The 24,100-nt window shown below is 40.3% G+C and carries 16 protein-coding genes; 12 read left to right on the top strand and 4 right to left on the bottom strand.

Features of this window, described 5'->3' with window-relative positions; genetic code table 11:
• Positions 1-45 precede the first annotated feature (45 nt).
• Genes BKM32_RS02170 through BKM32_RS02155 form a run of 4 tightly spaced genes read right to left on the bottom strand, consistent with a single transcriptional unit; the run spans position 46 to position 7,469 of the window.
• Entirely contained in the window at positions 46-1,857 is a 1,812-nt protein-coding gene (locus tag BKM32_RS02170) for a SusE domain-containing protein (RefSeq protein WP_076662359.1), read from the bottom strand.
• Between the two features lie 6 nt (positions 1,858-1,863).
• On the bottom strand, positions 1,864-2,919 hold the full coding sequence (locus BKM32_RS02165; RefSeq protein WP_076663022.1) for a SusE domain-containing protein: 1,056 nt from the start codon (positions 2,917-2,919) through the stop codon (positions 1,864-1,866).
• A gap of 12 nt (positions 2,920-2,931) precedes the next feature.
• Complete coding sequence (locus BKM32_RS02160; RefSeq protein ID WP_076662358.1) at positions 2,932-4,512, bottom strand: RagB/SusD family nutrient uptake outer membrane protein; 1,581 nt, start codon at positions 4,510-4,512, stop codon at positions 2,932-2,934.
• 11 nt (positions 4,513-4,523) lie between these two features.
• Complete coding sequence (locus BKM32_RS02155) at positions 4,524-7,469, bottom strand: TonB-dependent receptor (RefSeq protein WP_076662357.1); 2,946 nt, start codon at positions 7,467-7,469, stop codon at positions 4,524-4,526.
• Positions 7,470-7,698: 229 nt separating this feature from the next.
• Between BKM32_RS02155 and BKM32_RS02150 the strand changes: the two genes are divergently transcribed.
• The 12 genes from BKM32_RS02150 to BKM32_RS02095 all read left to right on the top strand — a co-directional run bounded on the left by BKM32_RS02150 (position 7,699) and on the right by BKM32_RS02095 (position 24,099).
• Positions 7,699-8,739 carry a LacI family DNA-binding transcriptional regulator gene (locus BKM32_RS02150; protein WP_053977062.1) on the top strand — a complete coding sequence of 347 codons (1,041 nt, stop codon included), beginning with the start codon at positions 7,699-7,701 and terminating at the stop codon, positions 8,737-8,739.
• A 133-nt stretch (positions 8,740-8,872) separates the two neighbouring features.
• Positions 8,873-10,222, top strand: coding sequence for an MFS transporter (locus BKM32_RS02145; protein ID WP_076662356.1), 1,350 nt, complete (start codon positions 8,873-8,875; stop codon positions 10,220-10,222).
• The gene (gene pgmB, locus BKM32_RS02140; protein ID WP_076662355.1) at positions 10,215-10,871 is read left to right on the top strand and encodes a beta-phosphoglucomutase; all 657 of its coding nucleotides are present in this window, start codon (positions 10,215-10,217) and stop codon (positions 10,869-10,871) included. The genes BKM32_RS02145 and pgmB overlap by 8 nt, the downstream gene beginning before the upstream one ends.
• The gene (locus BKM32_RS02135; RefSeq protein ID WP_076662354.1) at positions 10,868-13,177 is read left to right on the top strand and encodes a glycoside hydrolase family 65 protein; all 2,310 of its coding nucleotides are present in this window, start codon (positions 10,868-10,870) and stop codon (positions 13,175-13,177) included. The genes pgmB and BKM32_RS02135 overlap by 4 nt, the downstream gene beginning before the upstream one ends.
• Positions 13,178-13,225: 48 nt before the next feature.
• Positions 13,226-15,340 (top strand): glycoside hydrolase family 97 protein, encoded by a 2,115-nt coding sequence (locus BKM32_RS02130; RefSeq protein WP_076662353.1) that lies wholly within the window; start codon positions 13,226-13,228, stop codon positions 15,338-15,340.
• A 5-nt stretch (positions 15,341-15,345) separates the two neighbouring features.
• The gene (locus BKM32_RS02125; protein ID WP_076662352.1) at positions 15,346-17,250 is read left to right on the top strand and encodes a glycoside hydrolase family 13 protein; all 1,905 of its coding nucleotides are present in this window, start codon (positions 15,346-15,348) and stop codon (positions 17,248-17,250) included.
• A gap of 92 nt (positions 17,251-17,342) precedes the next feature.
• Positions 17,343-19,151, top strand: a complete 1,809-nt coding sequence (locus BKM32_RS02120) for an alpha-amylase family protein (RefSeq protein WP_253187377.1) — start codon at positions 17,343-17,345, stop codon at positions 19,149-19,151.
• A 3-nt stretch (positions 19,152-19,154) separates the two neighbouring features.
• Positions 19,155-20,813 (top strand): alpha-amylase family glycosyl hydrolase, encoded by a 1,659-nt coding sequence (locus BKM32_RS02115; protein WP_076662350.1) that lies wholly within the window; start codon positions 19,155-19,157, stop codon positions 20,811-20,813.
• Positions 20,814-20,874: 61 nt separating this feature from the next.
• Positions 20,875-21,423, top strand: coding sequence for a peptide-methionine (S)-S-oxide reductase MsrA (gene msrA, locus BKM32_RS02110; protein WP_076662349.1), 549 nt, complete (start codon positions 20,875-20,877; stop codon positions 21,421-21,423).
• A gap of 56 nt (positions 21,424-21,479) precedes the next feature.
• Positions 21,480-22,346 (top strand): acyl-CoA thioesterase II, encoded by an 867-nt coding sequence (locus tag BKM32_RS02105; RefSeq protein ID WP_076662348.1) that lies wholly within the window; start codon positions 21,480-21,482, stop codon positions 22,344-22,346.
• Positions 22,343-23,572, top strand: coding sequence for an NAD(P)/FAD-dependent oxidoreductase (locus BKM32_RS02100; RefSeq protein WP_076662347.1), 1,230 nt, complete (start codon positions 22,343-22,345; stop codon positions 23,570-23,572). The genes BKM32_RS02105 and BKM32_RS02100 overlap by 4 nt, the downstream gene beginning before the upstream one ends.
• Positions 23,569-24,099, top strand: a complete 531-nt coding sequence (locus tag BKM32_RS02095; RefSeq protein ID WP_076662346.1) for a DUF1697 domain-containing protein — start codon at positions 23,569-23,571, stop codon at positions 24,097-24,099. Before BKM32_RS02100 ends, BKM32_RS02095 begins: the two co-directional genes overlap by 4 nt.
• The last annotated feature ends 1 nt before the right edge of the window (position 24,100 follow it).

Genomic DNA, 24,100 nt, shown 5'->3' with positions numbered 1-24,100 from the left:
TATTAAAATGGGCTATGATTTCTCATAGCCCATTTGTAAAACTTCTTATTGAAGGGTTATGGTTTTGTTGACGGTGTCCATGGTGAGCGTATACGTCCCAGGGGTTCCTACAAAACTGAAATTACTATCGCCATCATTGGCATTTGCAAAGTTGGCATCGATGGTGTAACCTTCTCCTTCATAATATGGATAATTCAATCCAGACCCCCAATCGGCATTTACCGTGAAGAATCTGAAGGCGTCGTTTGTAAACGTTACTTCTGCAGAATATACTCCGGCTCCCGTACAAGGGAAGGCTACCGGTGTATCCCATCCCCAACCTGCGTCAGGCACTCCTGCGCCAACAATCCAAAGGGTTTCATATTCGCACTCAATTTGAGCTTCACCCAAAGTAATGGTTTTATTGATGGTATCTACACTTAAGTAATACTCTCCAGGAGTTCCTGTAAAACTAAAGTTGCTGTCACCATCATTAGCATTCGTAAAGTTACTGTCGATGGTATAACCTGCACCTTCGTAATATGGATAGTTCAATCCAGATCCCCAATCTCCTTCTACAGTAAAGAATCTAAAGGCATCATTGCTGAAGTTTACATTTCCAGAATACACGCCGTTTCCAGTACATGGTAATGCAACTGGTGTGTCCCATCCCCAACCTGCGTCAGGAACACCAGCACCTACCAACCACAATTGGTCGAACTCACAGTTAGGACCAACTACTGGAGGGCCTAAAGTAATGGTCTTGTTTTCCATGTCAATCTCAAGGAAATACTCTCCTTCCGTTCCTACAAATTGGAAATTGCTGTCACCGTCATTGGCATTTACCAAGTTTTCGTCAATGGTAAACCCTCTTGACTCATACCAAGGATAGTTAAAGCTAATTGGGCCCCAATCTTGTTGTCCAAAGAATCTGAAATTACCGCCATTATCAGGAGATAACATGACATTTCCAGAGTATACACTTCCTTGAAGTAGGAATTCTGCAGGAGAATCCCATCCCCAACCAGCGGTTGGAATCCCAGCACCAACACCGTAGATTACAGGTAGAAGTGCAGTTTCATAAGTTGTAACGGTAATGGTAATAACATTTGAATTACGTTCTAAATCTCCAGCAGCAGTTTCAATTACCGAACGGATTCTAATATCGATTGATCCTGTTGTTTCAGGTTCAATTCCCAAGTTAAGGGCTACATCGTTCAATTCACCATGGGTCATTTCCAACATAGTGTCCTCTGTAGTCCCTAAGTTTTCAACAGTTGCAAAATCAGTTCCTGCAATGGCGCCTTCAACATAGTAGTTGATGGTAGCTGTAGGATTCTCTGAAAAATCAGGATCATTCCATTCAATGGTCGTTGCAAGATCATCTTCGGAAATGTCTGTAAGTACGATTTCAAAAGAACTATCAGGACTCGTAATTACAGGATTGTTTTCAGGGTAAGAACTCACCTTCATTTTTAGCACTTCTGAAATGTCACTTCCTCCTAAGATTCTGAAAAACACATCAGACTCTTCAAAGGCTTGAATGTTATTGTTCAATAATACAGCATTAAGTTCTCCTACTGTCATTGAGAATGAAAGCGAGGTAGAAGTTCCTAAGACAATAGGTGCTGTAAATTCTTCATCGGCAGCCATTTCAACAGTGTAATTGTCAGCTCCTGAAATGTTGTCCTGCCATACCAAGGTAAGTGCCACATTTTGGGTGTTGGCACCATCCAATAACAAGGCTGCATTTTCATTTGGAGAAACAATCTTGAAACTTTCGGCTGGATCGATGAATGTAAAATCATCGGAATTGTTGCAATTTACAGCTACAAGCAGTAGTGCAAAGGCAGAAAATATTTTTAATAAATGTTTCATCTTAAATTAGTTTTGAGTTAGAGAATAAGTGTATTCCCTTGGGTTGGACAGGTCTAAAACTACGTGGTAGTTTCCAGCAGTACCATCGAAGGTTAGGTCTCCTCCAGCTTGAAGGAAGCCATCATCGTTAAAGGATCCTAATTCAATAGACCATGCATTGTTTGCTCTAAACTTAAATGGACCAGGTTCAAGGTCAATATCTATTTCCAAAGTTCTGGTAGAACTATTATAAACCATGTCGGTATCTGAATCCCATCCTGTAGGTGTGGCTTCACCAATGATACCCCAACTTACGGCGGTGGTTGCATAAGTAAGCTCTCCGGTATTGGCCTGCACAAAGTAATACCCAGCTGTAGCTGTACAATCGGTTTCATCATCGGCAACTAGAATTCCTGTAGAAGTACCATCGTCTCCCCAATCGGTGTTACCCCATTGGAAGGCACCGGCCGCATCAGGAGCCAAGAATTTGTAACCTCCATCTAGCCAAACATACCCTTCGTAATCGGTTTCTCCAAACGCAGACGACGCTAAAAGCGGTGCTGTTGGAGGATCCCATCCTTGGTGATTTCCAGGAACAGCCAATTTAGGCAATGCCGTAGTGAAAGGTGTTACAGATACTGAAATGGCATTGGAATAAAGTGGCATATCACTTTGGTTTCCAATGGTTGATTTCACTCTAATATCCAAACTTCCTTCGGTAAAAGGAAGCAGTCCTGCTCCTACTGCATATCCGTTGAAGGTTGCAATGTCCAAAGACAATACATTGGAACTGGTAGTTCCTATGACAACGGGTTCTTCAAAATCGGTACCACTTTGAGCCGCTTCTACGATATAACTTATTTGGGTTGGTACACCGTAATCGGCGCTTTCCCAAGTAATCGTAATGGCTGTGTTTGTTTGATTTTCAAAAGGGTTTAAGGTGTAGGATTGCCCGTCGTTGGGCGTTAAAATATCTCCAAACGTTCCTTCGGTAATTTGGAAATCACCGTGACCGTCATCACTGCTACAGGCAACGAAAAACATGGTGGCCACGATTAAACAATAATTTATAAGCTGTTTCATTTTCATCTGTTTTTAGTATCCTGGGTTTTGAGTAAGGTTAGGATTGGTCGCTAAGTTATTGTTAGGAATAGGGAATAGGTTTCTGTAAGAATCCACAGAAATTCCGTTAGGTTGATCCCCTTTCCAAGGCCATAAATAACTACCTGTAGTAAACTGGTTGTAACGAATTAAATCGGTACGTCTTAACAACTCCCAGTACAATTCTCTAGATCTTTCATTCAAAACAAAGTCTAAGGTAAGGTTGCTGGAAGTTATGTTTCCTGTATTTCCACCAAAGGCTCTGCTTCTTATTTCGTTGATTTTTTGAACCGCAGTACTCATATCACCATTACCACCTCTTAAGGTAGCTTCGGCATAGGTAAGGTAGATTTCTGCCAAACGGATCAATGGTAAATCATTGTCTGTTCTTAAATCTTGACCAGAACCAACTCCAGGGTTACCGTTGGTGTCGATGTTCTTGAATTTGGTCACGGCATAGCCATTACTGAACTGAGCAATTTCTTCAATTTCCAAAGATTGACCATCGGTATAGAACATAGCTCTCATATCGCCAGCTTCAAACTGGTTTACCAAGCTACTGGTAGTTCTTAAACCGGCCCAACCACTGTCTACACCATAATCGGCAGGCACCATAGAGCCTCCAATTTGTGCATGCACCAAGAAAGTTGTTCCCCCATAAGTTTGGGTTTGTACACCATCAAAATTCAAAGCGAAGATGAATTCGTTTTGAGCCCCGTTACTATCGTTATCAGCCAAGAACAATTCATCATAAGCAGTTCCGTTGCCGTTACCGTCACTCATGTTGAGAGAGTACGAAGAGTTCATAACTTCATTACAATAAGTGATACAGTCGTTATAACGGTTCTGACCTACATATACTTCTGCATTAAGATATAATCTAGTTAACAGTGCCCAAGCGGCTACGCGGTCTACACGCCCATATTCGTTGGCTCCGCTAGCAGGTAACAAGTCTTTCACTTCCAAAAGTTCAGCTTCTACAAAATTGAAGACTTCTTCACGAGTGTTTTGTGAAGGTAAGGTTGTTGCTACAGTAACTTGGATTGGTACATTTCCGTATAAATCCATTAAGTTGTAGTAGGCATAAGCTCTAAGGAAACGCGCTTCAGCAATGAAGGTTTGTACTTCCTCATCGGTTAGTTGTCCTGCATTTTCAATAAATGAGTTACAGAAAGATACTTCCTGTCCCAAACGGTTGTACATAGCGTTGGTAAAGTCATTACTACCTGTCCAGTACATTCCGTGCATGTCTGCAACACCAGCATCACCCCAACCTAATACGGCGTGGTCTGTAGTCAATTCGTTTAGGTAGAACAATGTTCTGGTGAATTGCGAAAACCCTTCGTCAATGTCGTTAGGATCTAAATCCGGATTTCCAGCAGGTCCTTGCTGTCCTGTAACTGCAAAACCAGCATACAGTTTTGCAAGGGCACTTTTGGCTTCATCTGCATTGGCATATACATCTTCTTCTGTAAAACTATCTGGATCGATTGGAGATTGGTCCAAATCGCTATGACAGCTTACCATTGCCAAGGCTATAAAAGCGTATGATATTTTATTAAAGATATTTTTCATAGTTACAATTTTTAAAAGTCAATATTAACACCAAACACAAAGGATCTTGGTCTAGGGTAAAAACTGTTGTCGATACCACCATTGATTTCAGGATCCAAACCATCGTAATTTGTAAACACCGCTACGTTTTGAACAGAACCGTAAAGTCTGATAGTAGTGTCTTTAATAGCATGGTTTAAAGTGTGTCCTAGAGTGATATTGTCTATTCTAAAGAATGACGCATCCTGAATAAAGTAGTTGCTCAACAAGGTGTTGTCTGTAATTTGGCTGAATCCTGAACTCAGATATTCTGAGTGAATATTGCTCAAATAATTGTTACTTGAAGGAACCACATTGTTAAGGTAAGCATTTCCTGAAGCTACGTTATTGTAGGCGTAGTTTCCAAGGCTAGCTCTTGTTTGTACAGAAAGATCCCAGTTTTTGTAGTATACATTGGTGTTCAATCCCATCAAAACATCGGCATAAGGATCTTTGTAGATGAACTTATCGGCGTCATTGATTACATTATCTCCGTTACGGTCTACAAAGGCACCTTCAATTGGCTTACCGTCTTCGTCGTAAATTTGTTGGAATACCAAGAAGCTGTAAGGTGCTTCACCTTCCACGTGTGTTTGAATGTTGTTTCCAACACCTCCCGAAATACCACCTACATACTGTTGGTCTGGCATACGAGTTACTTCATTGTCGTTGAAAGAAACGTTGTAGTTTACGGACCATTCAAAATCTTCAGTTCTCACTGGGATAACGGTTACGTCAAATTCTACCCCTTTATTCTCCATATCACCAATGTTGGCAGCAATTCTGTTAGAGAAGTTGGTAAAAGGGTCTACGGTAGAAGTTGCAATCAAATCATTACTTTTTCTCATGTAAGCATTTACAGACCCTTTAATTCTGTTTTCAGCAAAACCATAGTCCAAACCTACGTTGAAGGTTTCACTAACCTCCCATTTAAGGTCTTTGTTAATGGCATCTGGTCTGTAGGTTGGATAGTAAGTGCTTCCAAAAAGATAGGTTGCAAAAGAGTTACTTCCTGTATATCGGGTAAGGAACAAGTAATCTCCCAATCCGTTTACGTTACCTACGGTACCGTAACCAACTCTAAGCTTTAATTCTGTAACCCCACTGTCTTCCATAAACTCCTCTTTTTTGATGTTCCAAGCTAAGGCTGCAGATGGGAAGTATCCCCAACGGTCATTGGAGTTAAGTTTTGAAGAGGCATCCGCTCTAAAGGTTGCGGTTAATAAATAACGTCCTTTATAGTCATAGTTCACTCTTCCGAAGTAAGATAATAAGACACTTTTACTTCTGTCTATATATTCAAATTGGATATCAGCATCTGGATTTTCGATAGCATTTTGCTCGTCAATACTGCTGTAGCTATAACCATCATACTCAAACGACTGGTAAGAGTAACCAGCAACCGCATTTAAGTTGTGGGTGTCTTCGTTAAAAGATGTGTTGTAGGTTAGATAAGCATCCAATAATTTGTCTGTTCTTTCTTGGGAATATTCATTTCTAGATCCAATCCAATCTGGGTCTGTAGATGGATAGTCTTCAGAGGTAACTGTTCTTCCGTTACTGTTGGATTTGTCCAAACCTACGTTAACCGTAGCAGTAAGGTCTTCTAAAAAATGGAAATTGTAGTCTACTTTGGCATTTCCTAAGAAACGTCTAACTTCAGAAGTATCGTCCACCAAGTTTAACTGTGCCACAGGGTTGATTGGAGAAAGACTGATGTGTGTACCGTTAGCATCTGTCCAATCAAAGTAGCCTCCGTATTGAGAATTGGAATCATAAACTGGCTGAGTTGGATCATAAACGTTTGCTGATCCAATAGCACCTCTGTTTCCGAAGAAATTTTCAGTGTATTGCCCTTTGGCGTTCAATTCAATTTTTAAATGATCATCCAATAACTTTGGAGTCAAACTTAAGGCTCCAGTAGTTCTTTTGAAGTTATCTCTTCTAAGGATACCATCGTGGTCTGAATACCCTACAGAAGCTCTCATTGGTACTCCCCAAGCACTTCCCAAGGCACTAAAGTTGTGGTCTTGTCCAAAGGCGTTGTTGTAAATTTCATCCTGCCAATCGGTGTTGGCATTTCCAAGTAATGCTATTGTAGCTTCATTGGCACGAGGATGGTTTGTGACAACCTCTCTAAATTGATCTGCAGAAAGAACGTCTACAGTGGCACTGGATGTGTGGTGTGTAGTAGAAGAATTTAGGTTGAATTTAAAATCGTTGTCCTTTCCTTTTTTAGTGGTAATCAAGATAACCCCGTTACCTCCTCGAGAACCATAGATGGCTGTTGCCGAAGCATCTTTTAAAACCACCATGCTTTCAATGTCGTTAGGGTTTACAAGGTTCAATGGGTTTCTTGCCCCTCCAACAGCATCGTTGTTGATTGGAATACCGTCTATTACTATTAATGGATTACTGCTTAAGGATAGAGACCCCGTACCTCTAATACGGATATCTTGCCCTTCTCCAGGAGCCCCACTACCAGAAGTAATGGATACCCCGGCTACCTTACCGGTAATTAATTGTTGGGCAGATACAATAGGACCTTTGTTGAAATCCTCAGAAGTTACCATATCTGCTGTTCCAGTAAGGTCGTCCTTTTTCACAGCACCATAACCAATAATAACAACTTCATCCAATTTGGCGGCATCCTCAACCATACTAACGTTTAGGGTGCTCTGTCCAGTGTAAGTGATTTCTTGGGTGATGTACCCTACATAGGAAAATACAATGACGTCTCCATTATTGACATTCAGTTGGTAATTTCCATCAAAATCGGTTGCCGTTCCCGAGGTAGTACCCTTAATCAGGACATTAACTCCAGGTAGTGGCAAGGATGAAGATTCTTCCGTTACTACTCCCGATAGTTGGGTCTGCGCAAATAGGAATGAAGGCAGCATGCAACACAGGAATAATAAGTAATTTAGCGTTGTTTTCATACAATTCTTTTGAATTAGTTTGTTAACTTTATTTAGTTATATTTTCACTTCTCAATGATAAAACTAGGTAAATTTTATGTCAATTTTTATGATATCCATTTTATAGGGGTTGCGCAAACGTTTTCGTGTTGAAAACTTTAGCTCAAAATATGAAATAAATGAATATCGGACCAAGAATTTAACAGATTATCAATTTAGAAGTATATTTATTGCCGGAAAAGAAAAATTTATGAAGAGAAAGGTTACGCTAAAACAGATTGCGAAAGAGTTGGATGTTTCGATTGGAACCGTATCTAAAGCCCTTAGAAACAGTAAGGAAATTAGTGAAGATACGCGTGAAAAAATTCAGGCGTTTGCGAAACTCTATAACTATAAACCAAACAATATTGCTCTAAGTTTAAAAAACAGGAAAACCAAGACCATTGGGATTATCATTCCGGAGATTGTGCACCACTTTTTTTCCAAGGTCATTATGGGGATTGAAAAGGTGGCCAACAAGCGAGGTTACAATGTTATTGTAGGGTTGTCTAACGAGTCCTTTGATAAGGAAGTTATCAATATGGAAATGTTGGCCAATGGGAGTATTGATGGATTCATTCTTTCTATTTCCAAAGAAACTTTGCTGCAGCAGGATTATCACCATTTTAAGGAAACCATTGCACAAGGAATGCCTATTGTCATGTTTGATAGGGTGGTGAATGAAGTGAATTGCGATAAGGTGATTGTGGATGATTTTCAAGGGTCTAAAAATGCCGTAAAAAAATTGATAGCTAATGGTTGCAGGCATATAGCCATTATTACCACTAAAGACTATGTTAGTGTTGGGCGCTTACGAACACAGGGGTATTTGGAAGCACTGGAAGAACATAAGTTTGAGCCGGAATCTGGTTTGATATTGAAAATTGTAGAAGAATTGGATGCCGAAGATCATTTGGAGGAATTGGAAAGGGAGATAGAATATCTCTTCAAGGATAATCCAGAATTGGATGGCATTTTTGCGGTGAATGAGCTTTATGCACTTACAGCAATGAAAGTGGCAAGACGCTTGAATAAGAATATTCCAGAAGACTTACAGGTGATAGGGTTTACCGATGGAGTTCTGTCCAAACACGCTACACCAGGTTTGACTACGGTAAGCCAACATGCCTTGCAGATAGGGGAGAAGGCTGCTGAACTTTTGATAGATAAATTGGAAGGTGAAACCGAGGAGGAGAGCTATCAAACCGTGGTTTTGGAAACTGAATTAATAGAGCGCGAATCCACCAAATAAAAAAGTTAACACCTAGGTAAAGATCTTTTTATTATCTTTACACCCGATCAAAACTTATATTTTCACTTCTCACCTATAAGTTTTGATAAGTTAACGCTTATCAAAATAGTATCAATTAAAATGTACTATTTAAATGAAAAAGCGTGTATTAGGCTTTTGGGAAATCTGGAACATGAGTTTTGGGTTTCTCGGAATTCAAATGGGGTTTGCCCTTCAAAATGCCAATGCCAGTAGGATTTTACAAATTTTCGGAGCAGACGTTCACGAATTGTCATGGTTTTGGATTGTAGCACCTCTTACCGGATTAATTGTTCAACCCATAATTGGGCACTATAGTGACAAAACCTGGACTAGATTAGGTCGAAGGCGACCTTATTTTTTAGTGGGGGCTTTGTTGGCTGCACTGGGGTTGGTTTTAATGCCTAATGCAGATATGTTCACCGCATTTATGCCTGCCATTTGGGTAGGTGCTGGAATGTTGATGATCATGGATGCTTCTTTTAATGTAGCCATGGAGCCGTTTCGCGCTCTGGTTGCAGACAATCTTCGAACAGATCAAAGAACCTTAGGGTTCAGTATTCAAACAGTTTTAATAGGTATAGGTGCTGTGGTTGGTTCATGGTTGCCTTATGCGCTTACTAACTTATTTGGGGTTTCCAATTCCAGAAATGATGGTGGTGTGCCACTTCACTTATTACTGTCCTTTGGAATAGGGGCGGCTATTTTGGTTGGAAGTGTCCTTATTACGGTGTTTAGAACCAAAGAATACTCTCCCGAGGAATTAGTCCTAATGTCAGATGAAGCAGAAATCCCTGAAGATGAAAAATCCAGCTTGATGGATATTTTTACAGATTTTGCTAAAATGCCTCAAACTATGAGGCAATTGGCTTGGGTGCAATTCTTCTCTTGGTTCGGTCTTTTTGGAATGTGGGTGTTTTCTACCCCAGCTTTAGCACATCATATTTACGGATTACCGGTTAGCGATACGCATAGTGAAGCGTATCAAGATGCAGGTGACTGGGTAGGGGTGCTATTTGGGGTGTACAATTTGGTTTCTGCAATTTTCGCCTTCTTTTTACCCGTTATAGCGGCAAGAATTGGTAGGAAGCGAACTCACGTAATCTCTTTAATTATTGGAGGAATTGGTTTAATATCAATGTATTTCTCTCCAAATGAATATTGGTTGATATTATCAATGGTGGCCGTAGGAGTTGCCTGGGCTAGTATCTTGGCAATGCCTTACGCCATTTTGGCGGGGTCTATCCCTGCTAGAAAAATGGGAGTTTATATGGGGATTTTCAACTTCTTTATCGTAATCCCTCAAATTATTAATGCCTTTATAGGCGGACCTATCGTAAAATATTTTTACAACGAAAATGCCATGTTGGCTTTGGTAACTAGTGGAGTGAGCTTTTTAATTGCGGCACTTTTAGTGAGAAGAGTAAAGGATGTGGATGAAATAATAGAAACAGCAAATGAATAAGAAAGGATTTATTTTCGACCTAGATGGTGTAATTGTAGACACTGCAAAATACCATTTTTTGGCTTGGAAAAAGTTGGCCAATAGTATTGGCGTGGATTTTACCGAAACACAAAACGAACAATTGAAAGGAGTGAGTCGTGTAAAATCGTTGGAAAAGATATTGGCTTGGGGCAATAAAACGGTTTCCGAAGCAGAATTCAAGGAACTTATGGATTCCAAAAATACCGATTACCTGAACTACATCGAGCAGATGAATGCTTCAGAAATTCTACCGGACGTTCCTAAAGTTCTCAATTACCTTATCGAGAACAAACAGGGAATTGCCTTGGGCTCGGCCAGTAAAAATGCTACGGTTATTTTGGAAAAGGTCGATTTGCTTTCAAAGTTCGATCAAATTGTGGATGGTAACCATGTGGTAAAAGGAAAACCAAATCCAGAAGTGTTTTTGAAAGGGGCGAAAGCTCTTGGAATAGAACCTGAACACTGCATAGTGTTTGAAGATGCGTCGGCAGGAATCGAGGCGGCCAAGGCAGCCCAAATGATTGCCATTGGCATAGGAGATAAAACGGTATTGGGAGATGCCGATTATGTATTTAATGATTTTACAGAAATCTCAACAGATTTTATTAAAGAACTAATTGAAAAATGAATCAAGATTATATAAAACCAGACAATTGGTCCATTATTGAGGAAGGGTTTGAGCCAGATCGCGTTAAATCCTCAGAGAGTTTATTTAGTATTGGAAATGGAGCCATGGGCCAACGTGCCAACTTTGAAGAGCAGTACTCCGGTCCAACATTCCAGGGCAGCTATATCGCTGGGGTTTATTATCCTGATAAAACCCGTGTGGGCTGGTGGAAAAATGGCTATCCAGAGTATTTTGCCAAAGTATTGAATGCTCCTAATTGGATAGGGATTAATGTGTATGTGGATGGCGAGGCTTTGGATTTACACCTTTGTACAGAAGTGAAGGATTTTATTAGGGAACTGAACATGAAAGAAGGTTGGTTATCTAGATCCTTTACGGCAACACTTCCAAATGGAGTGGAAGTACAGGTGGCTTCCAAAAGGTTTTTAAGTCTTGATTTAGATGAAGTGGGTGCCATCAATTATTCGGTGACACCACTCAATAAGGATGTTACTATTGTTTTTGAACCTTATTTGGATGCAGGAATCACCAATGAAGATTCCAACTGGGATGACAAATTTTGGAACATTACCAACATTACCCACAATGGCGTACAAGCCTTCGTAGAGGCTCACACAATGAAAACGCAATTCCATACCTGTACGTTTATGGAATCGCAATGTTTGGTAAATGGAAAAGCACTTGCTTTAACCCCAAACATTTCTCAAAACGATACCAGAATCAGTTTTGAATACGCTTCAGATGTAAAGGCAAATGACACCTTTACTATCAATAAAATGGGAGGTTATGTGGTAGATAGAAATCACGATAAAACCCATTTAGTTGCCGCAGCCAAAAGTGCCTTGCAAGAGGCGTATAATTTAGGTTTTGAAGGTTTGTTGGCAAAACAAAAAGAGGCTTGGGCCAATATTTGGGCTATGGCCGACATCACCATAGAAGGCGATGTAAAAGCACAACAGGGAATCCGTTTCAATATTTTGCAATTGAACCATACTTATTTAGGGAAGGATGCACGCTTGAATATTGGACCAAAAGGATTTACCGGTGAAAAATATGGAGGTAGTACCTATTGGGATACCGAAGCTTATTGTATCCCGTTCTACATGGCTACCAAAGATCAAAATGTAGCGAGGAGCTTGTTGGAATACCGTTACCATCATTTGGATAAAGCCATTGAAAATGCTGAGAAATTAGGCTTTTCAAATGGAGCGGCTTTGTATCCTATGGTAACCATGAATGGAGAGGAATGCCACAATGAGTGGGAAATCACTTTTGAGGAAATCCACCGTAACGGAGCCATTGCCTTTGCCATTTTTAACTATTACAGATATACTGGCGATTACAGTTACATTCCAGAAAAAGGATTGGAAGTATTGATTGGGATTGCCCGTTTTTGGCATCAACGCGCGACCTTTTCAACAGCGAAAAATAAATATGTCATCTTGGGCGTAACAGGTCCGAATGAATACGAAAACAATGTCAACAATAATTTCTACACCAATTACATTGCGCAATGGTGTATTAATTATGCTTTGGAAAACATTGAAAAGGTAAAAAGCGAGTATGCCGAAGATTATTCCAGAATCATGGACAAAGTCCAATTGGGAGCTGAGGAACTAAAAGCTTGGAAAGATGTGTCTGGCAATATGTATTTTCCATATTCCGAAGAGCACCAAGTATATTTGCAACAGGATGGCTTCTTGGATAAGGAATTGATAACGGTTGCCGATTTGGATAAATCCGAGCGTCCAATTAACCAAAAATGGTCTTGGGACCGCATCTTGCGTTCACCTTATATCAAACAGGCGGACACTTTACAAGGGTTCTACTTTTTTGAAGACCATTTTTCTACAGAAGAATTAGAACGTCATTTTAATTTCTACGAGCCTTTTACGGTTCACGAAAGCTCCTTGTCGCCATGCGTGCACAGCATTCAAGCTGCAAAATTGGACCAAATGGAAATGGCTTATACCTTTTACTTGAGAACATCGCGTCTCGATTTGGACGATTATAATAAAGAAGTTCACGAAGGACTTCACATTACGTCCATGGCAGGGACCTGGATGAGTATTGTGGAAGGTTTCGGAGGGATGCGCGTGAAGGAAGACAAGTTGTTCTTTGAACCGAAAATTCCTAAGGAATGGACCAGTTATTCTTTCAAAGTCAACTTCAGACATCAAATTTTGAAAGTGAATGTATCCCAAAAGCAAACAAGCTTTGAATTGGAAACGGGTGAAACTTTGGACATTTTGGTGAATGATCAAGCAATTACAGTAACAAAAGGAACTACAACAACTTTGGGATAGCCCAGAGTTTGGAATAAAAAGTAAAGAATCGGTATTAAAGGAAAAAAGATGAAGAGAGTTAGTATATTATTTTTAGTGTTGTTTTTGGCCTTTCAGGGCATTTGGGCCCAGATGCTCCAATCGCCAAATGGGGCCTTGGAAATGGAATTTTCGTTAAAACAAAACGGCACGCCAACCTATCAATTGTCCTATAAAAACAAGGCTGTTGTAAAACCAAGTAGTTTGGGCTTGGAGCTCAAGGATGATAAAGCATCCTTGTTGAATGGCTTTGAAATTGTAAATACCGAAACAGCAACTTTTGACGAAAATTGGACACCTGTTTGGGGTGAGGAACAAACCATTAGAAACCATTATAATGAATTGGCTGTAACTCTAAAGCAAACCGAAACGGATCGCACCATGCGCATCCGTTTTCGTTTGTTTGATGAGGGCTTGGGCTTTCGATATGAATTTCCATCGCAGCCAAATTTGGTGTATTTCGTCATCAAGGAAGAACGTACCCAATTTGCAATGGCGGGAGACCATACCGCGCTATGGATTCCTGGAGATTATGATACCCAAGAATACGATTATACTAAATCAAGACTATCTGAAATCAGAGGAAAGTTTGATGCAGCTGTAACAGGAAACGCTTCACAGGAACAGTTTTCTAAAACAGGTGTTCAAACAGCTTTGATGATGAAAACCGATGACGGTTTGTATATCAATATTCATGAGGCTGCCTTGATCAATTATTCCTGTATGCACTTGAATTTGGATGATAAAAACTTGGTGTTTGAATCTTGGTTAACGCCAGATGCCAATGGGGACAAGGGCTATATGCAGGCCCCTTGTAATACGCCTTGGCGTACAGTGATGGTAAGCGATGATGCAAGAGATATTTTGGCGTCAAGAATTACCTTGAACTTGAACGACCCTTGTGAAATTGAGGATACTTCATGGATTAAGCCCGTGAAATACATTGGTGTTTGGTGGGAAATGATCACGGGTAAAAGTTCTTGGTCCTACACCAATGATTACCCTGCAGTGCAGTTGGGCGTAACCGATTTTTCCAAAGCAACGCCTAATGGAACTCATGCCGCCAACACGAAGCATGTTAAAGATTATATTGATTTTGCTGCTGCGCATGGTTTTGATGCCGTTTTGGTGGAAGGTTGGAACGAAGGTTGGGAAGATTGGTTTGGAAAGTCGAAGGATTATGTCTTCGATTTTGTAACCCCATATCCTGATTTTGATGTGGAGGGCATTCATCAATATGCCAAATCCAAAGGTGTTGAAATGATCATGCATCATGAAACTTCAGGATCGGTTCGTAACTACGAGCGCCATATGGAACAAGCGTATCAATTTATGAACGACCATGGGTATACAGCCGTAAAAAGTGGCTATGTGGGAGATATTTTGCCTAGAGGGGAAAACCACTATAACCAGTGGATTGTTAACCATTATCAATATGCTTTGGAACAGGCAGCGGAACATAAAATCATGATCAATGCTCATGAGGCCGTGAGGCCTACAGGAGTGTGTAGAACATGGCCTAATTTAATTGGGAATGAATCGGCAAGAGGAACCGAATACCAAGCTTTTGGAGGTTCAAAACCTAACCATGTGACCATTTTACCATTCACGCGTTTAATTGGAGGACCGATGGATTATACTCCAGGTATTTTTGAAATGGACATCAGTAAGCTTAATCCTGCCAATCAATCGCATGTCAATAGTACTATTGCCAACCAATTGGCATTGTACGTTACCATGTACAGTCCGTTGCAAATGGCTGCCGATTTACCAGAACATTACAAGCAGTTTATGGATGCTTTTCAATTTATAAAAGACGTGGCTATAGATTGGGAGAAAAGTGTGTATCTGGAGGCCGAGCCTGGAGAGTACATCACCATTGCAAGAAAAGAAAAAGGGGGTAGCAGTTGGTTTGTTGGAAATGTAAACGGCGTGGACGGCAGAACAGCCGACATCAAATTGGATTTTCTAGAAGATGGAAAAAAATATTTGGCCACTATTTATGCCGATGCTAAAGATGCTCATTACAAAACCAACCCACAGGCTTACACGATTAAGGCTAAAAAAGTGACCAGTAAATCTAAATTGACGCAGTATTCTGCTCCAGGAGGAGGTTTTGCCATTAGTATAACAGAGATTAAATAAGAATCATGAAACAAGTGTTGGGGATATTTTTTGGAAGGCTAAAGCATACAGTTATTTGTGGTGCTTTTCTTGGGCTGAGTCTTTTTACAAATGCTCAAATTGAAAGGGTGGAACCACCCAACTGGTGGGTAGGTTTTAAAAACCCATCCGTGCAATTATTGGTGAAGGGACCAGATGTTGGTGAGCTTACACCAAGTGTAGAAGCTTCGGGAATTTCCATTGTTAAAGTCCATAAAGCCGATAGCCCCAATTATTTGTTTATCGATTTGAACATTGCGCCTTCGGTGAAAGCAGGGAGTTTTGATATCGTCTTTAAAAATGGCAGAAAGGAAAAGGAACGCATCACTTATGAACTGAAACAACGTGACAAGTCTTCGGAGCAATTTGAAGGTTTCAACAGCAGTGATGCCATTTACTTGATTACGCCGGATCGCTTTGCCAATGGGAATACATCTAATGATGTGCGTGCCAATATGAATGAAAAAATCATCGATCGTAAAAACGATTATGGTCGACATGGAGGGGATATTGAAGGGATTATTCAGCATTTGGATTATATAGAAAGCATGGGCTTTACCGCCATTTGGCCAACGCCCTTGTTGACCAACGATATGCCAGAATCTTCATATCATGGTTATGCCATAACCGATTTTTATGAGGTAGACCCAAGGTTTGGGACTTTGGATGATTACAAAACACTTTCACAACAAGTATCTCAAAAGGGGATGAAACTCATCATGGACATGGTAGCGAACCATTGCGGAAGTTACCACTGGTGGATGAAGGACTTACCTTTTAAGGATTGGGTGAACCAACAAGAAGCTTATGAGACTACTGGAAAGGTGAAAAACTCCAATCACAGACGTACGACCAATCAGGATTTGTACGCCTCCAAAATTGATAAAAAGGAAATGAGCGAAGGTTGGTTTGTACCTGCAATGCCAGATTTGAACCAGCGCAACCCTTTCATGGCTAATTATATCATCCAAAACAACATTTGGTGGGTAGAAACCCTTCAGTTGGGAGGCCTCAGACAGGATACGTATCCATATCCCGATAAGGAATTTATGGGGAAATGGGCCGGTGCCATCATGACCGAATACCCTAATTTAAATATTGTTGGGGAAGAATGGAGCGTCAATCCTCTCTTGGTAAGATATTGGCAAACTGGAACACCTAATAAGCAAGGCTACGAATCACATTTAAAATCTACGATGGATTTTCCTATGCAGGAAGCCATTGTGAAAGCTTTGAATGAAGAAGAAACTTGGGGAACAGGTTTGGTGAAAATGTATGAAGGACTGGCCAACGATTTCGTCTATACCAATCCAGAATCCATAATGGTGTTTCCAGATAATCATGATATGGATCGTGTGTTCACACAGTTAAAGGAAAACATTCCGCACACCAAAATGGCTTTAGCTTACATGGCTTTGATGCCTCGTACGTTTCAAATGTACTATGGTACAGAAATTTTAATGCAGAACACAGCCAAACCTCATGATCATGGACTGATTAGAACAGATTTTCCTGGGGGGTGGGATACTGATGCAGTGAATGCCTTTACAGGAAATAGTCTGTCTGCTGAGAAGACAGACATGCAGCAGTTTGTAAAATCCCTAATGAATTATCGCAAGCAAAGTAAGGCGATCCATGACGGAAGTACCATGCATTTTGCTCCTGAAAATGGTGTGTACTTACTGTCCAGAAACTTTGGGGATGAAACTGTAGTTTTAATCATTAATAAAAACGACACGGCGCAAACTATTGGCTTGGATCGTTTTGCAGAACTAGGACTTGAAGGGAAATCTATAACAAACATTCTTTCCAAAGAAACAATAGTTTGGGAACGAAATGTAACATTACCTGCAAAGGGAATGCTGCTTTTATCAACATTAAATACATTTTAAAATACTTTGTGGTTATGATTTTCAGTCGTTTATGTTATTTTGCAGTAGCGCTTCTTCTCGTTTTGGGATGCAAGGAAAAAACAGAGACTCCTATGACAAATGAAACACAACCAATTTCAGTTGATGCCCCTAAAAAAGAAGTCGTTTATCAAGTGTTTACACGACTCTTTGGGAATACCAACGCTACCAACAAGCCCTGGGGAACGATTGAAGAAAATGGTGTTGGAAAATTTAATGACTTTTCAGATAAAGCCCTTCAGGAAATTAAGGGTTTAGGGGTGACCTATATTTGGTATACCGGCGTGCCTCACCATGATGTCATCACCGATTATACCGCTTATGGAATATCCAACGACGATCCCGATGTGGTGAAAGGTCGTGCCGGCTCTCCTTATGCCGTGAAAGATTACTATAATGTGAATCCTGATTTGGCAGAAGATGTTTCCAAACGTTTGGAAGAATTTGAAGCCTTAATTGAGCGTACACATAAAAATGGATTAAAACTCATCATCGATATCGTGCCAAATCACGTGGCAAGAAATTACCAAAGCATCACAAATCCTGAGGGAGTAGAAAGTTTCGGAGCTAAGGATGATACTTCAAAAGCTTACAGCGTTAACAATAATTTTTATTACATCCCGGGTGAAGCTTTTAAAGTGCCAGTTCCCGAGAATAATTATCAGCCTTTGGGAGGACAGCCCAATCCTTTGGCAGATGGGAAGTTTGATGAAAACCCAGCCAAGTGGACTGGAAATGGATCGCGTTTGGCGCAGCCCAATTTTCACGATTGGTACGAAACTGTAAAAATAAATTATGGGGTAAGTCCAGATGGACACAAGGATTTTCCCGAGTTGCCGGAGGGTTTCGAAAATCACGACTACAAAGCACATTATCAATTTTGGAAAGATAAAACAGTGCCGGATTCTTGGGTGAAATTCAAGGATATTGCCTTGTATTGGTTGGAAAAGGGAGTGGATGGTTTTAGATATGATATGGCGGAAATGGTTCCAGTGGAATTCTGGAGCTATATGAATTCAGCAATAAAAATGAAAAACCCTGAAGCATTTTTATTGGCAGAAGTATACAATCCAGATTTATACAGAGCTTATATCCATAAAGGGAAAATGGACTATCTGTATGACAAGGTTCAGTTGTATGATACCCTGAAGCATATCATGCAAGGTCATGGCAAAACCGATAATATTCCGCCAATTCAAGACTACTTGTCCGACATAGAACACCATATGTTGCACTTTTTGGAAAACCACGACGAGCAGCGTATTGCGAGCCCTGAATTTGCAGGAGATGCCCAAAAGGCAAAACCTGCGATGGTGCTATCCGCAACCATCAGTACGTCTCCAACCTTGATTTATTTTGGTCAGGAATTTGGAGAGCCTGGAGCTGAAGATTTAGGTTTTGGGGATCCTTCCCGAACTTCCATTTTTGATTATGGAAGTGTCCCTACCCTGAGGCGTTGGGTAAACGACAAACAATTTGATGGAGGCAAGTCGACACCTGAAGAGCTGGAATTGCGTGATTTTTACAAGCGCTTGCTGAATTTTACTATTTCCAGTGACGCTTTAATGGGGGAATATGAAGAATTACATACCTACAATACCCATCATACCGAGCACTATGGCTTGAAACAATTTTCTTTTGCGCGTTGGAATGCTAATGAAAAATTGATAATTGTCTCTAATTTTGATCCTTATTTCGGTACGGAATTCGATTTGAAATTACCAGAGTCTGTTATACAAAAATGGCAATTGCAAGCGGGTGATTACAATTTGAAAGATCAACTTTATAATGATTTTGAAACGACATTGCATGTCTCGGATTCCAGTGCCACGGCAAGAATTCCATTGAAACCATTACAGTCTTTTATTCTTAAATTACAGTAGTTTATGAAACACTTTCTATGTATCTTAGGTCTATCAATTTTAATGATGAATTGTCAAGAGAAAAAAGTTGAGACTTTAACTGTAAAGCCCGAAGCTCCATTTGTATGGGAAGCGGCCAATGTCTATTTCCTATTGACCGATCGTTTCAATAATGGCGACCCTTCAAACGATGTCAATTTTGGTCGTAACAATATTACTGGTTTTCTTCGTGGTTTTGAAGGAGGTGATTTGAGAGGTGTCATCCAAAAAATAGAAGAAGGCTATTTTACAGATTTGGGCATTAACGCCATTTGGATGACTCCTATAGTGGAGCAGATACATGGAAGTAATAATGAAGGTACCGGAACTACCTATGCATTTCATGGTTATTGGACCAAAGATTGGTCGGCTTTGGATCCTAATTTTGGAACCAAGGAAGATTTGCATGAATTGGTAAAGGTGGCTCACGAACATGGTATTCGTATTTTGTTGGATGCTGTCATTAACCATACGGGGCCAGTGACAAATATGGATCCTGTTTGGCCAGATACTTGGGTGAGAACCAATCCGCAATGTTCCTATAAAGATTATGGAACTACTGTTGAATGTACTTTGGTAGCCAACCTTCCGGATATCAGAACGGAGAGCAATGATAATGTAGAGTTGCCTCCGCAGCTTGTAGAAAAGTGGAAGGCCGAAGGGCGTTATGAAGAAGAAGTGGCAGAGTTGGATGCTTTTTTTGAAAGAACAGGTCATCCAAGAGCACCGAGGTTTTATATCATGAAATGGCTCACCGATTACATTACCGAATTCGGGATTGATGGTTATAGGGTGGATACTGTAAAGCACACCGAGCCTTATGTTTGGCAAGAATTTAAAAAAGAATGCGATTATGCCTTTGCTCAATGGAGAATGAACCATCCAGAAAAAGTGTTGGATGATAATGAGTTTTATTTAATTGGAGAGGTTTATAATTACGGGATTAGTGGTGGAAAATACTTCGATTTTGGAGATCAAAAAGTGAACTACTTTGATCATGCCTTTAATAGTCTAATCAATTTTGAAGCCAAATGGAATGCCAAGCAAATGGACTATGAGAGTATGTTCAAAAAGTACTCAGATAGCTTGAATTCTGTTTTAAAAGGTTACAGTATACTCAATTATATGAGTTCCCATGACGACGCTCAGCCGTTCGATCCAAAGAGAGAAAAACCTTTTGAGACAGCCAATAGGTTGCTGTTGTGCCCAGGAGCTTCCCAAGTGTATTATGGGGATGAATTGGCAAGACCTTTAGTGATTGAAGGGACCATGGGTGATGCTACTTTAAGGTCTTTTATGAATTGGGAAGACCTACAAAGTAATCCTAAGGCAGCAACTATTTTAGCTCATTGGCAAAAATTGGGGCAATTCAGAAGAAATCATCCTGCAGTAGGAGCTGGAACACACCAGATGTTATCCAAAGAACCTTATGTGTTTGCCAGAACCTATTCGAAAGATGGGCTTAATGATGAGGTGGTTGTTGGCATTTATTTGAATAAAGGACCAAAGGAATTGAATGTGTCAAATATCTTTGCAGAGGGTGAAACCTTATATGATTTTTATTCAAATCAAGAGGTTACGGTTGTATCTGGAAAAGTAACTGTAGATTCCAATTTTGATACGGTGTTATTGGAAAGGCTGTAATGTTATCGCTTTAATGTAAAGTGGCCTAGGTAAAAGGTGGGGGAGTATGTGAAATTATAGAATGAATAATAATCAATATGAAATAGCCACTTTGGGTGGCGGATGTTTTTGGTGTACCGAAGCTGTGTTTCAGGAGCTTGATGGCGTTGAGGCCGTTGTTTCAGGGTATATGGGTGGAACCGTTCCAGGAACTCCAACCTATCGGGAGGTCTGCTCTGGTTTGACGGGGCATGCCGAAGTGGTGCAAGTAACATTCAATCCTTCTAAAATTTCATTTAAGGAACTTTTGGAAGTCTTCATGACCACTCACAACCCAACAACTTTGAACCAACAAGGCGCTGATGTTGGCACGCAGTATCGTTCGGTGATTTTTTATCACGACGACCGTCAAAAACAAATAGCGGTGGAAGTGTTGCGAGATATGGCGGAGTATTTTGAATCTCCTATCGTAACTGAAATTACCGAGTTGCAAGCATTCCATAAAGCAGAGGACTACCATCAGAATTATTATCGTAACAATCCCGATCAGGGGTATTGCAGTTTTGTGATTGCTCCAAAATTGTCCAAATTAAGACAAATGCATACATCCCGGCTGAAGTCTAAGACATAATTGTAGGGTTTTGCGTAATTTTTAAGACCTTTGTGGGTGTCTTTAAAGCCAATCGTATGACTTCAGTAAACGACTTATTACAATTACTTCATTTAGATTCTAATTCTGAAAACCAATTTCAAGGTCTCAGTAAAACTGTAGGGAGTCCCAATGTGTTTGGAGGTCAGGTGTTGGCTCAGGCCATAAATGCTGCATATCGAACTATTACTAATCAACGGGTATTGCATTCCATGCATGCCTATTTTTTGGAAGCTGGTAATTTGGAATTGCCCATAACTTATGATGTTGGTAGTATGAGGGACGGTGGAAGTTTTTCGGTAAGACGTGTTACAGCTAGCCAGAACGGAACGGTTATTTTTATTTTATCGGCTTCTTTTCATAAAAAGGAGGAAGGTTACGATCATCAAATTGAAATTCCTAAGAATATTAAACAGCCAGAGGAATTGTTGAGTTGGAGTGATATGTTGGAGCAGTTTGGTGAAGCCATTCCGCCAAGAACTAAAGGCTTTTTGCAAATTGAGCGGCCTGTAGAATTTAAACCGGTTGAGGTTGTAGACCCATTCAATAAAAAGGATTTGCCACCTTCCACCAATGTTTGGTTCAAGCTGAAGGGAGACAGTTCCAACTTGGACTTGTCTCAAAAACAGCAGATCCTAACCTATATTTCCGATTATAATATTTTGGCTGCCGCTATGAACAGGCATGCCAGTAAGGCCCATTGGGGGAATACCCAAACGGCTAGTTTGGATCATTCCATGTGGTATTTTAGGGATTTCGATTTTGACGATTGGTTGCTTTATGCCATTGAGTCTCCAAATGCGTCCAATGCCCGAGGGTTTGCTAAAGGGAATATTTTCACCAGAGATGGTAAATTGGTGGCTTCTGTAGCGCAAGAAGGTTTAATGCGTCCTTTAAAAAAATGAGGCATTTCGACGTCATAATAATAGGAGGTGGCGCAGCTGGTTTTTTTGCTGCCATCAATATTGCAGAGCAAAATCCTGCGCTGCAAATCTGCATTCTGGAAAAAAATAAGGAAGGACTTCAAAAGGTAAAAGTGTCTGGAGGTGGTAGGTGTAATGTTACGCATGCAGAGTTCATTCCGCAGGAATTGGTGTTGAATTATCCTAGGGGTGAAAAGGAACTTTTGGGGCCGTTTCATCAATTCATGACTGGCGATACCATTGAGTGGTTTGAAAAACGTGGTGTGGAACTTAAAATTGAAGAGGACGGAAGAATGTTTCCAGTTTCCGATTCATCACAAACCATTATCAACTGTTTTTTATCAGAAGCTGAAACATACGGAATTGAAGTGCTTTACAGTCAAAACGTAACCAGTTTGGATGTTGAAAAGAGTATTGATGGTGAAATGGAAGGTTTTAAAGTTCAAACTAAAGAAATGGACTTCGCTTGCGATAAACTTTTGATAGCCACAGGAAGCAGCGTGAAGTTTTGGAAACTTTTGGAGCGCTTAGGACATACTGTGGTTGCTCCGGTACCCTCTTTGTTTACTTTCAATATAAAAGATAAACGCATTGCAGACATCCCTGGAGTCGTAGCTTTGGATGTGGAGGTAACTGTTTTGGATTCCTATTTAAGAAGCGAAGGGCCTTTATTAATTACCCATTGGGGCATGAGTGCGCCTTCAATTTTAAAACTCTCGGCATTTGGGGCCCTTGAGTTGGCAGAAAAGAACTATCAATTTCAAATAGAAGTCAATTTTATAAAACAATCTTTTGAAGACTGCTTGGCAATGTTAAAGGATTTGAAGCAGTCCTTAGCAAAAAAAACAGTCTATAAATTAGCGCAATATGAATTGCCCAAACGTTTGTGGCAACAGTTGGTGTTGACTGCCAATATCAATCCTGATACCCGTTGGGCCGATTTGAATAAGGAACAATTGGACGCATTGGCTTCACAACTTACCAAAGCCGTTTTTGAAGTAGATGGCAAAAGCACGTTTAAAGATGAGTTTGTAACGGCTGGAGGTGTAGATTTGAAAGAAGTCAATTTTAAGACCTTTGAAAGCAAGTTGTTTCCGGGACTGTTTTTTGCAGGGGAAGTGTTGAATATTGATGCTGTTACTGGTGGTTTCAATTTTCAGAATGCTTGGACTGGAGCTTATTTAGCATCTAAAGCGATGTCATCATGAACACTTACATTGCATTATTAAGAGGGATTAACGTGAGCGGACAGAAAAAAGTTCCCATGGCTCAATTGAGGGAGCTTCTAACCGCTTCCGGTTTGGAAGAAGTGCAAACGTATATTCAAAGCGGGAATGTGGTTTTTAAGTCTTCAGAAGCCAATCTTTTGAATTTGCAGGAGAAAATTCAATCTGCCATTCAATCGGAGTTCGGTTTTGAGGTCCCTGTTTTGGTGGTATCACCTGGGAAGTTGCAAAGCGTTTTTGATGCTTGCCCTTTTTCCGAAGAGAAAAAACAAAACGGCTATTTCACCTTGCTATTTGAAACCCCGGATGAAACATTGGTAGCGGAAGCTTCGCAAGTATCCTATCCCAATGAAGAATTTGTCATAATAGGAGATTGCATCTATTTTTATTGTGCTACAGGTTATGGAAGAGTCAAATACAGTAATAATTTCTTTGAACGGAAATTAAAGGTTACTGCCACAGCAAGAAACTATAAAACTATGCTAAAGTTGTTATCTTTGTCGGCATAAA

It is taken from the genome of Mangrovimonas sp. DI 80 (genome assembly GCF_001975575.1).
Taxonomy (GTDB): Bacteria; Bacteroidota; Bacteroidia; order Flavobacteriales; family Flavobacteriaceae; genus Mangrovimonas_A; species Mangrovimonas_A xylaniphaga.
Note: the sequence above shows the minus strand (reverse complement) of the source record. Positions and strands in the feature narration are given on the sequence as shown.

Bases quoted from the DNA above. Each gene is read 5' to 3' on its own strand.
- BKM32_RS02115 (WP_076662350.1), top strand. From the start codon at position 19,155: ATGAAACACTTTCTATGTATCTTAGGTCTATCAATTTTAATGATGAAT.
- BKM32_RS02125 (WP_076662352.1), top strand. From the start codon at position 15,346: ATGAAACAAGTGTTGGGGATATTTTTTGGAAGGCTAAAGCATACAGTT.
- BKM32_RS02145 (WP_076662356.1), top strand. From the start codon at position 8,873: ATGAAAAAGCGTGTATTAGGCTTTTGGGAAATCTGGAACATGAGTTTT.
- BKM32_RS02165 (WP_076663022.1), bottom strand. From the start codon at position 2,919: ATGAAACAGCTTATAAATTATTGTTTAATCGTGGCCACCATGTTTTTC.
- BKM32_RS02160 (WP_076662358.1), bottom strand. From the start codon at position 4,512: ATGAAAAATATCTTTAATAAAATATCATACGCTTTTATAGCCTTGGCA.
- pgmB (WP_076662355.1), top strand. From the start codon at position 10,215: ATGAATAAGAAAGGATTTATTTTCGACCTAGATGGTGTAATTGTAGAC.
- msrA (WP_076662349.1), top strand. From the start codon at position 20,875: ATGAATAATAATCAATATGAAATAGCCACTTTGGGTGGCGGATGTTTT.
- BKM32_RS02105 (WP_076662348.1), top strand. From the start codon at position 21,480: ATGACTTCAGTAAACGACTTATTACAATTACTTCATTTAGATTCTAAT.
- BKM32_RS02120 (WP_253187377.1), top strand. From the start codon at position 17,343: ATGACAAATGAAACACAACCAATTTCAGTTGATGCCCCTAAAAAAGAA.
- BKM32_RS02150 (WP_053977062.1), top strand. From the start codon at position 7,699: ATGAAGAGAAAGGTTACGCTAAAACAGATTGCGAAAGAGTTGGATGTT.
- BKM32_RS02170 (WP_076662359.1), bottom strand. From the start codon at position 1,857: ATGAAACATTTATTAAAAATATTTTCTGCCTTTGCACTACTGCTTGTA.
- BKM32_RS02095 (WP_076662346.1), top strand. From the start codon at position 23,569: ATGAACACTTACATTGCATTATTAAGAGGGATTAACGTGAGCGGACAG.
- BKM32_RS02130 (WP_076662353.1), top strand. From the start codon at position 13,226: ATGAAGAGAGTTAGTATATTATTTTTAGTGTTGTTTTTGGCCTTTCAG.
- BKM32_RS02100 (WP_076662347.1), top strand. From the start codon at position 22,343: ATGAGGCATTTCGACGTCATAATAATAGGAGGTGGCGCAGCTGGTTTT.
- BKM32_RS02155 (WP_076662357.1), bottom strand. From the start codon at position 7,469: ATGAAAACAACGCTAAATTACTTATTATTCCTGTGTTGCATGCTGCCT.
- BKM32_RS02135 (WP_076662354.1), top strand. From the start codon at position 10,868: ATGAATCAAGATTATATAAAACCAGACAATTGGTCCATTATTGAGGAA.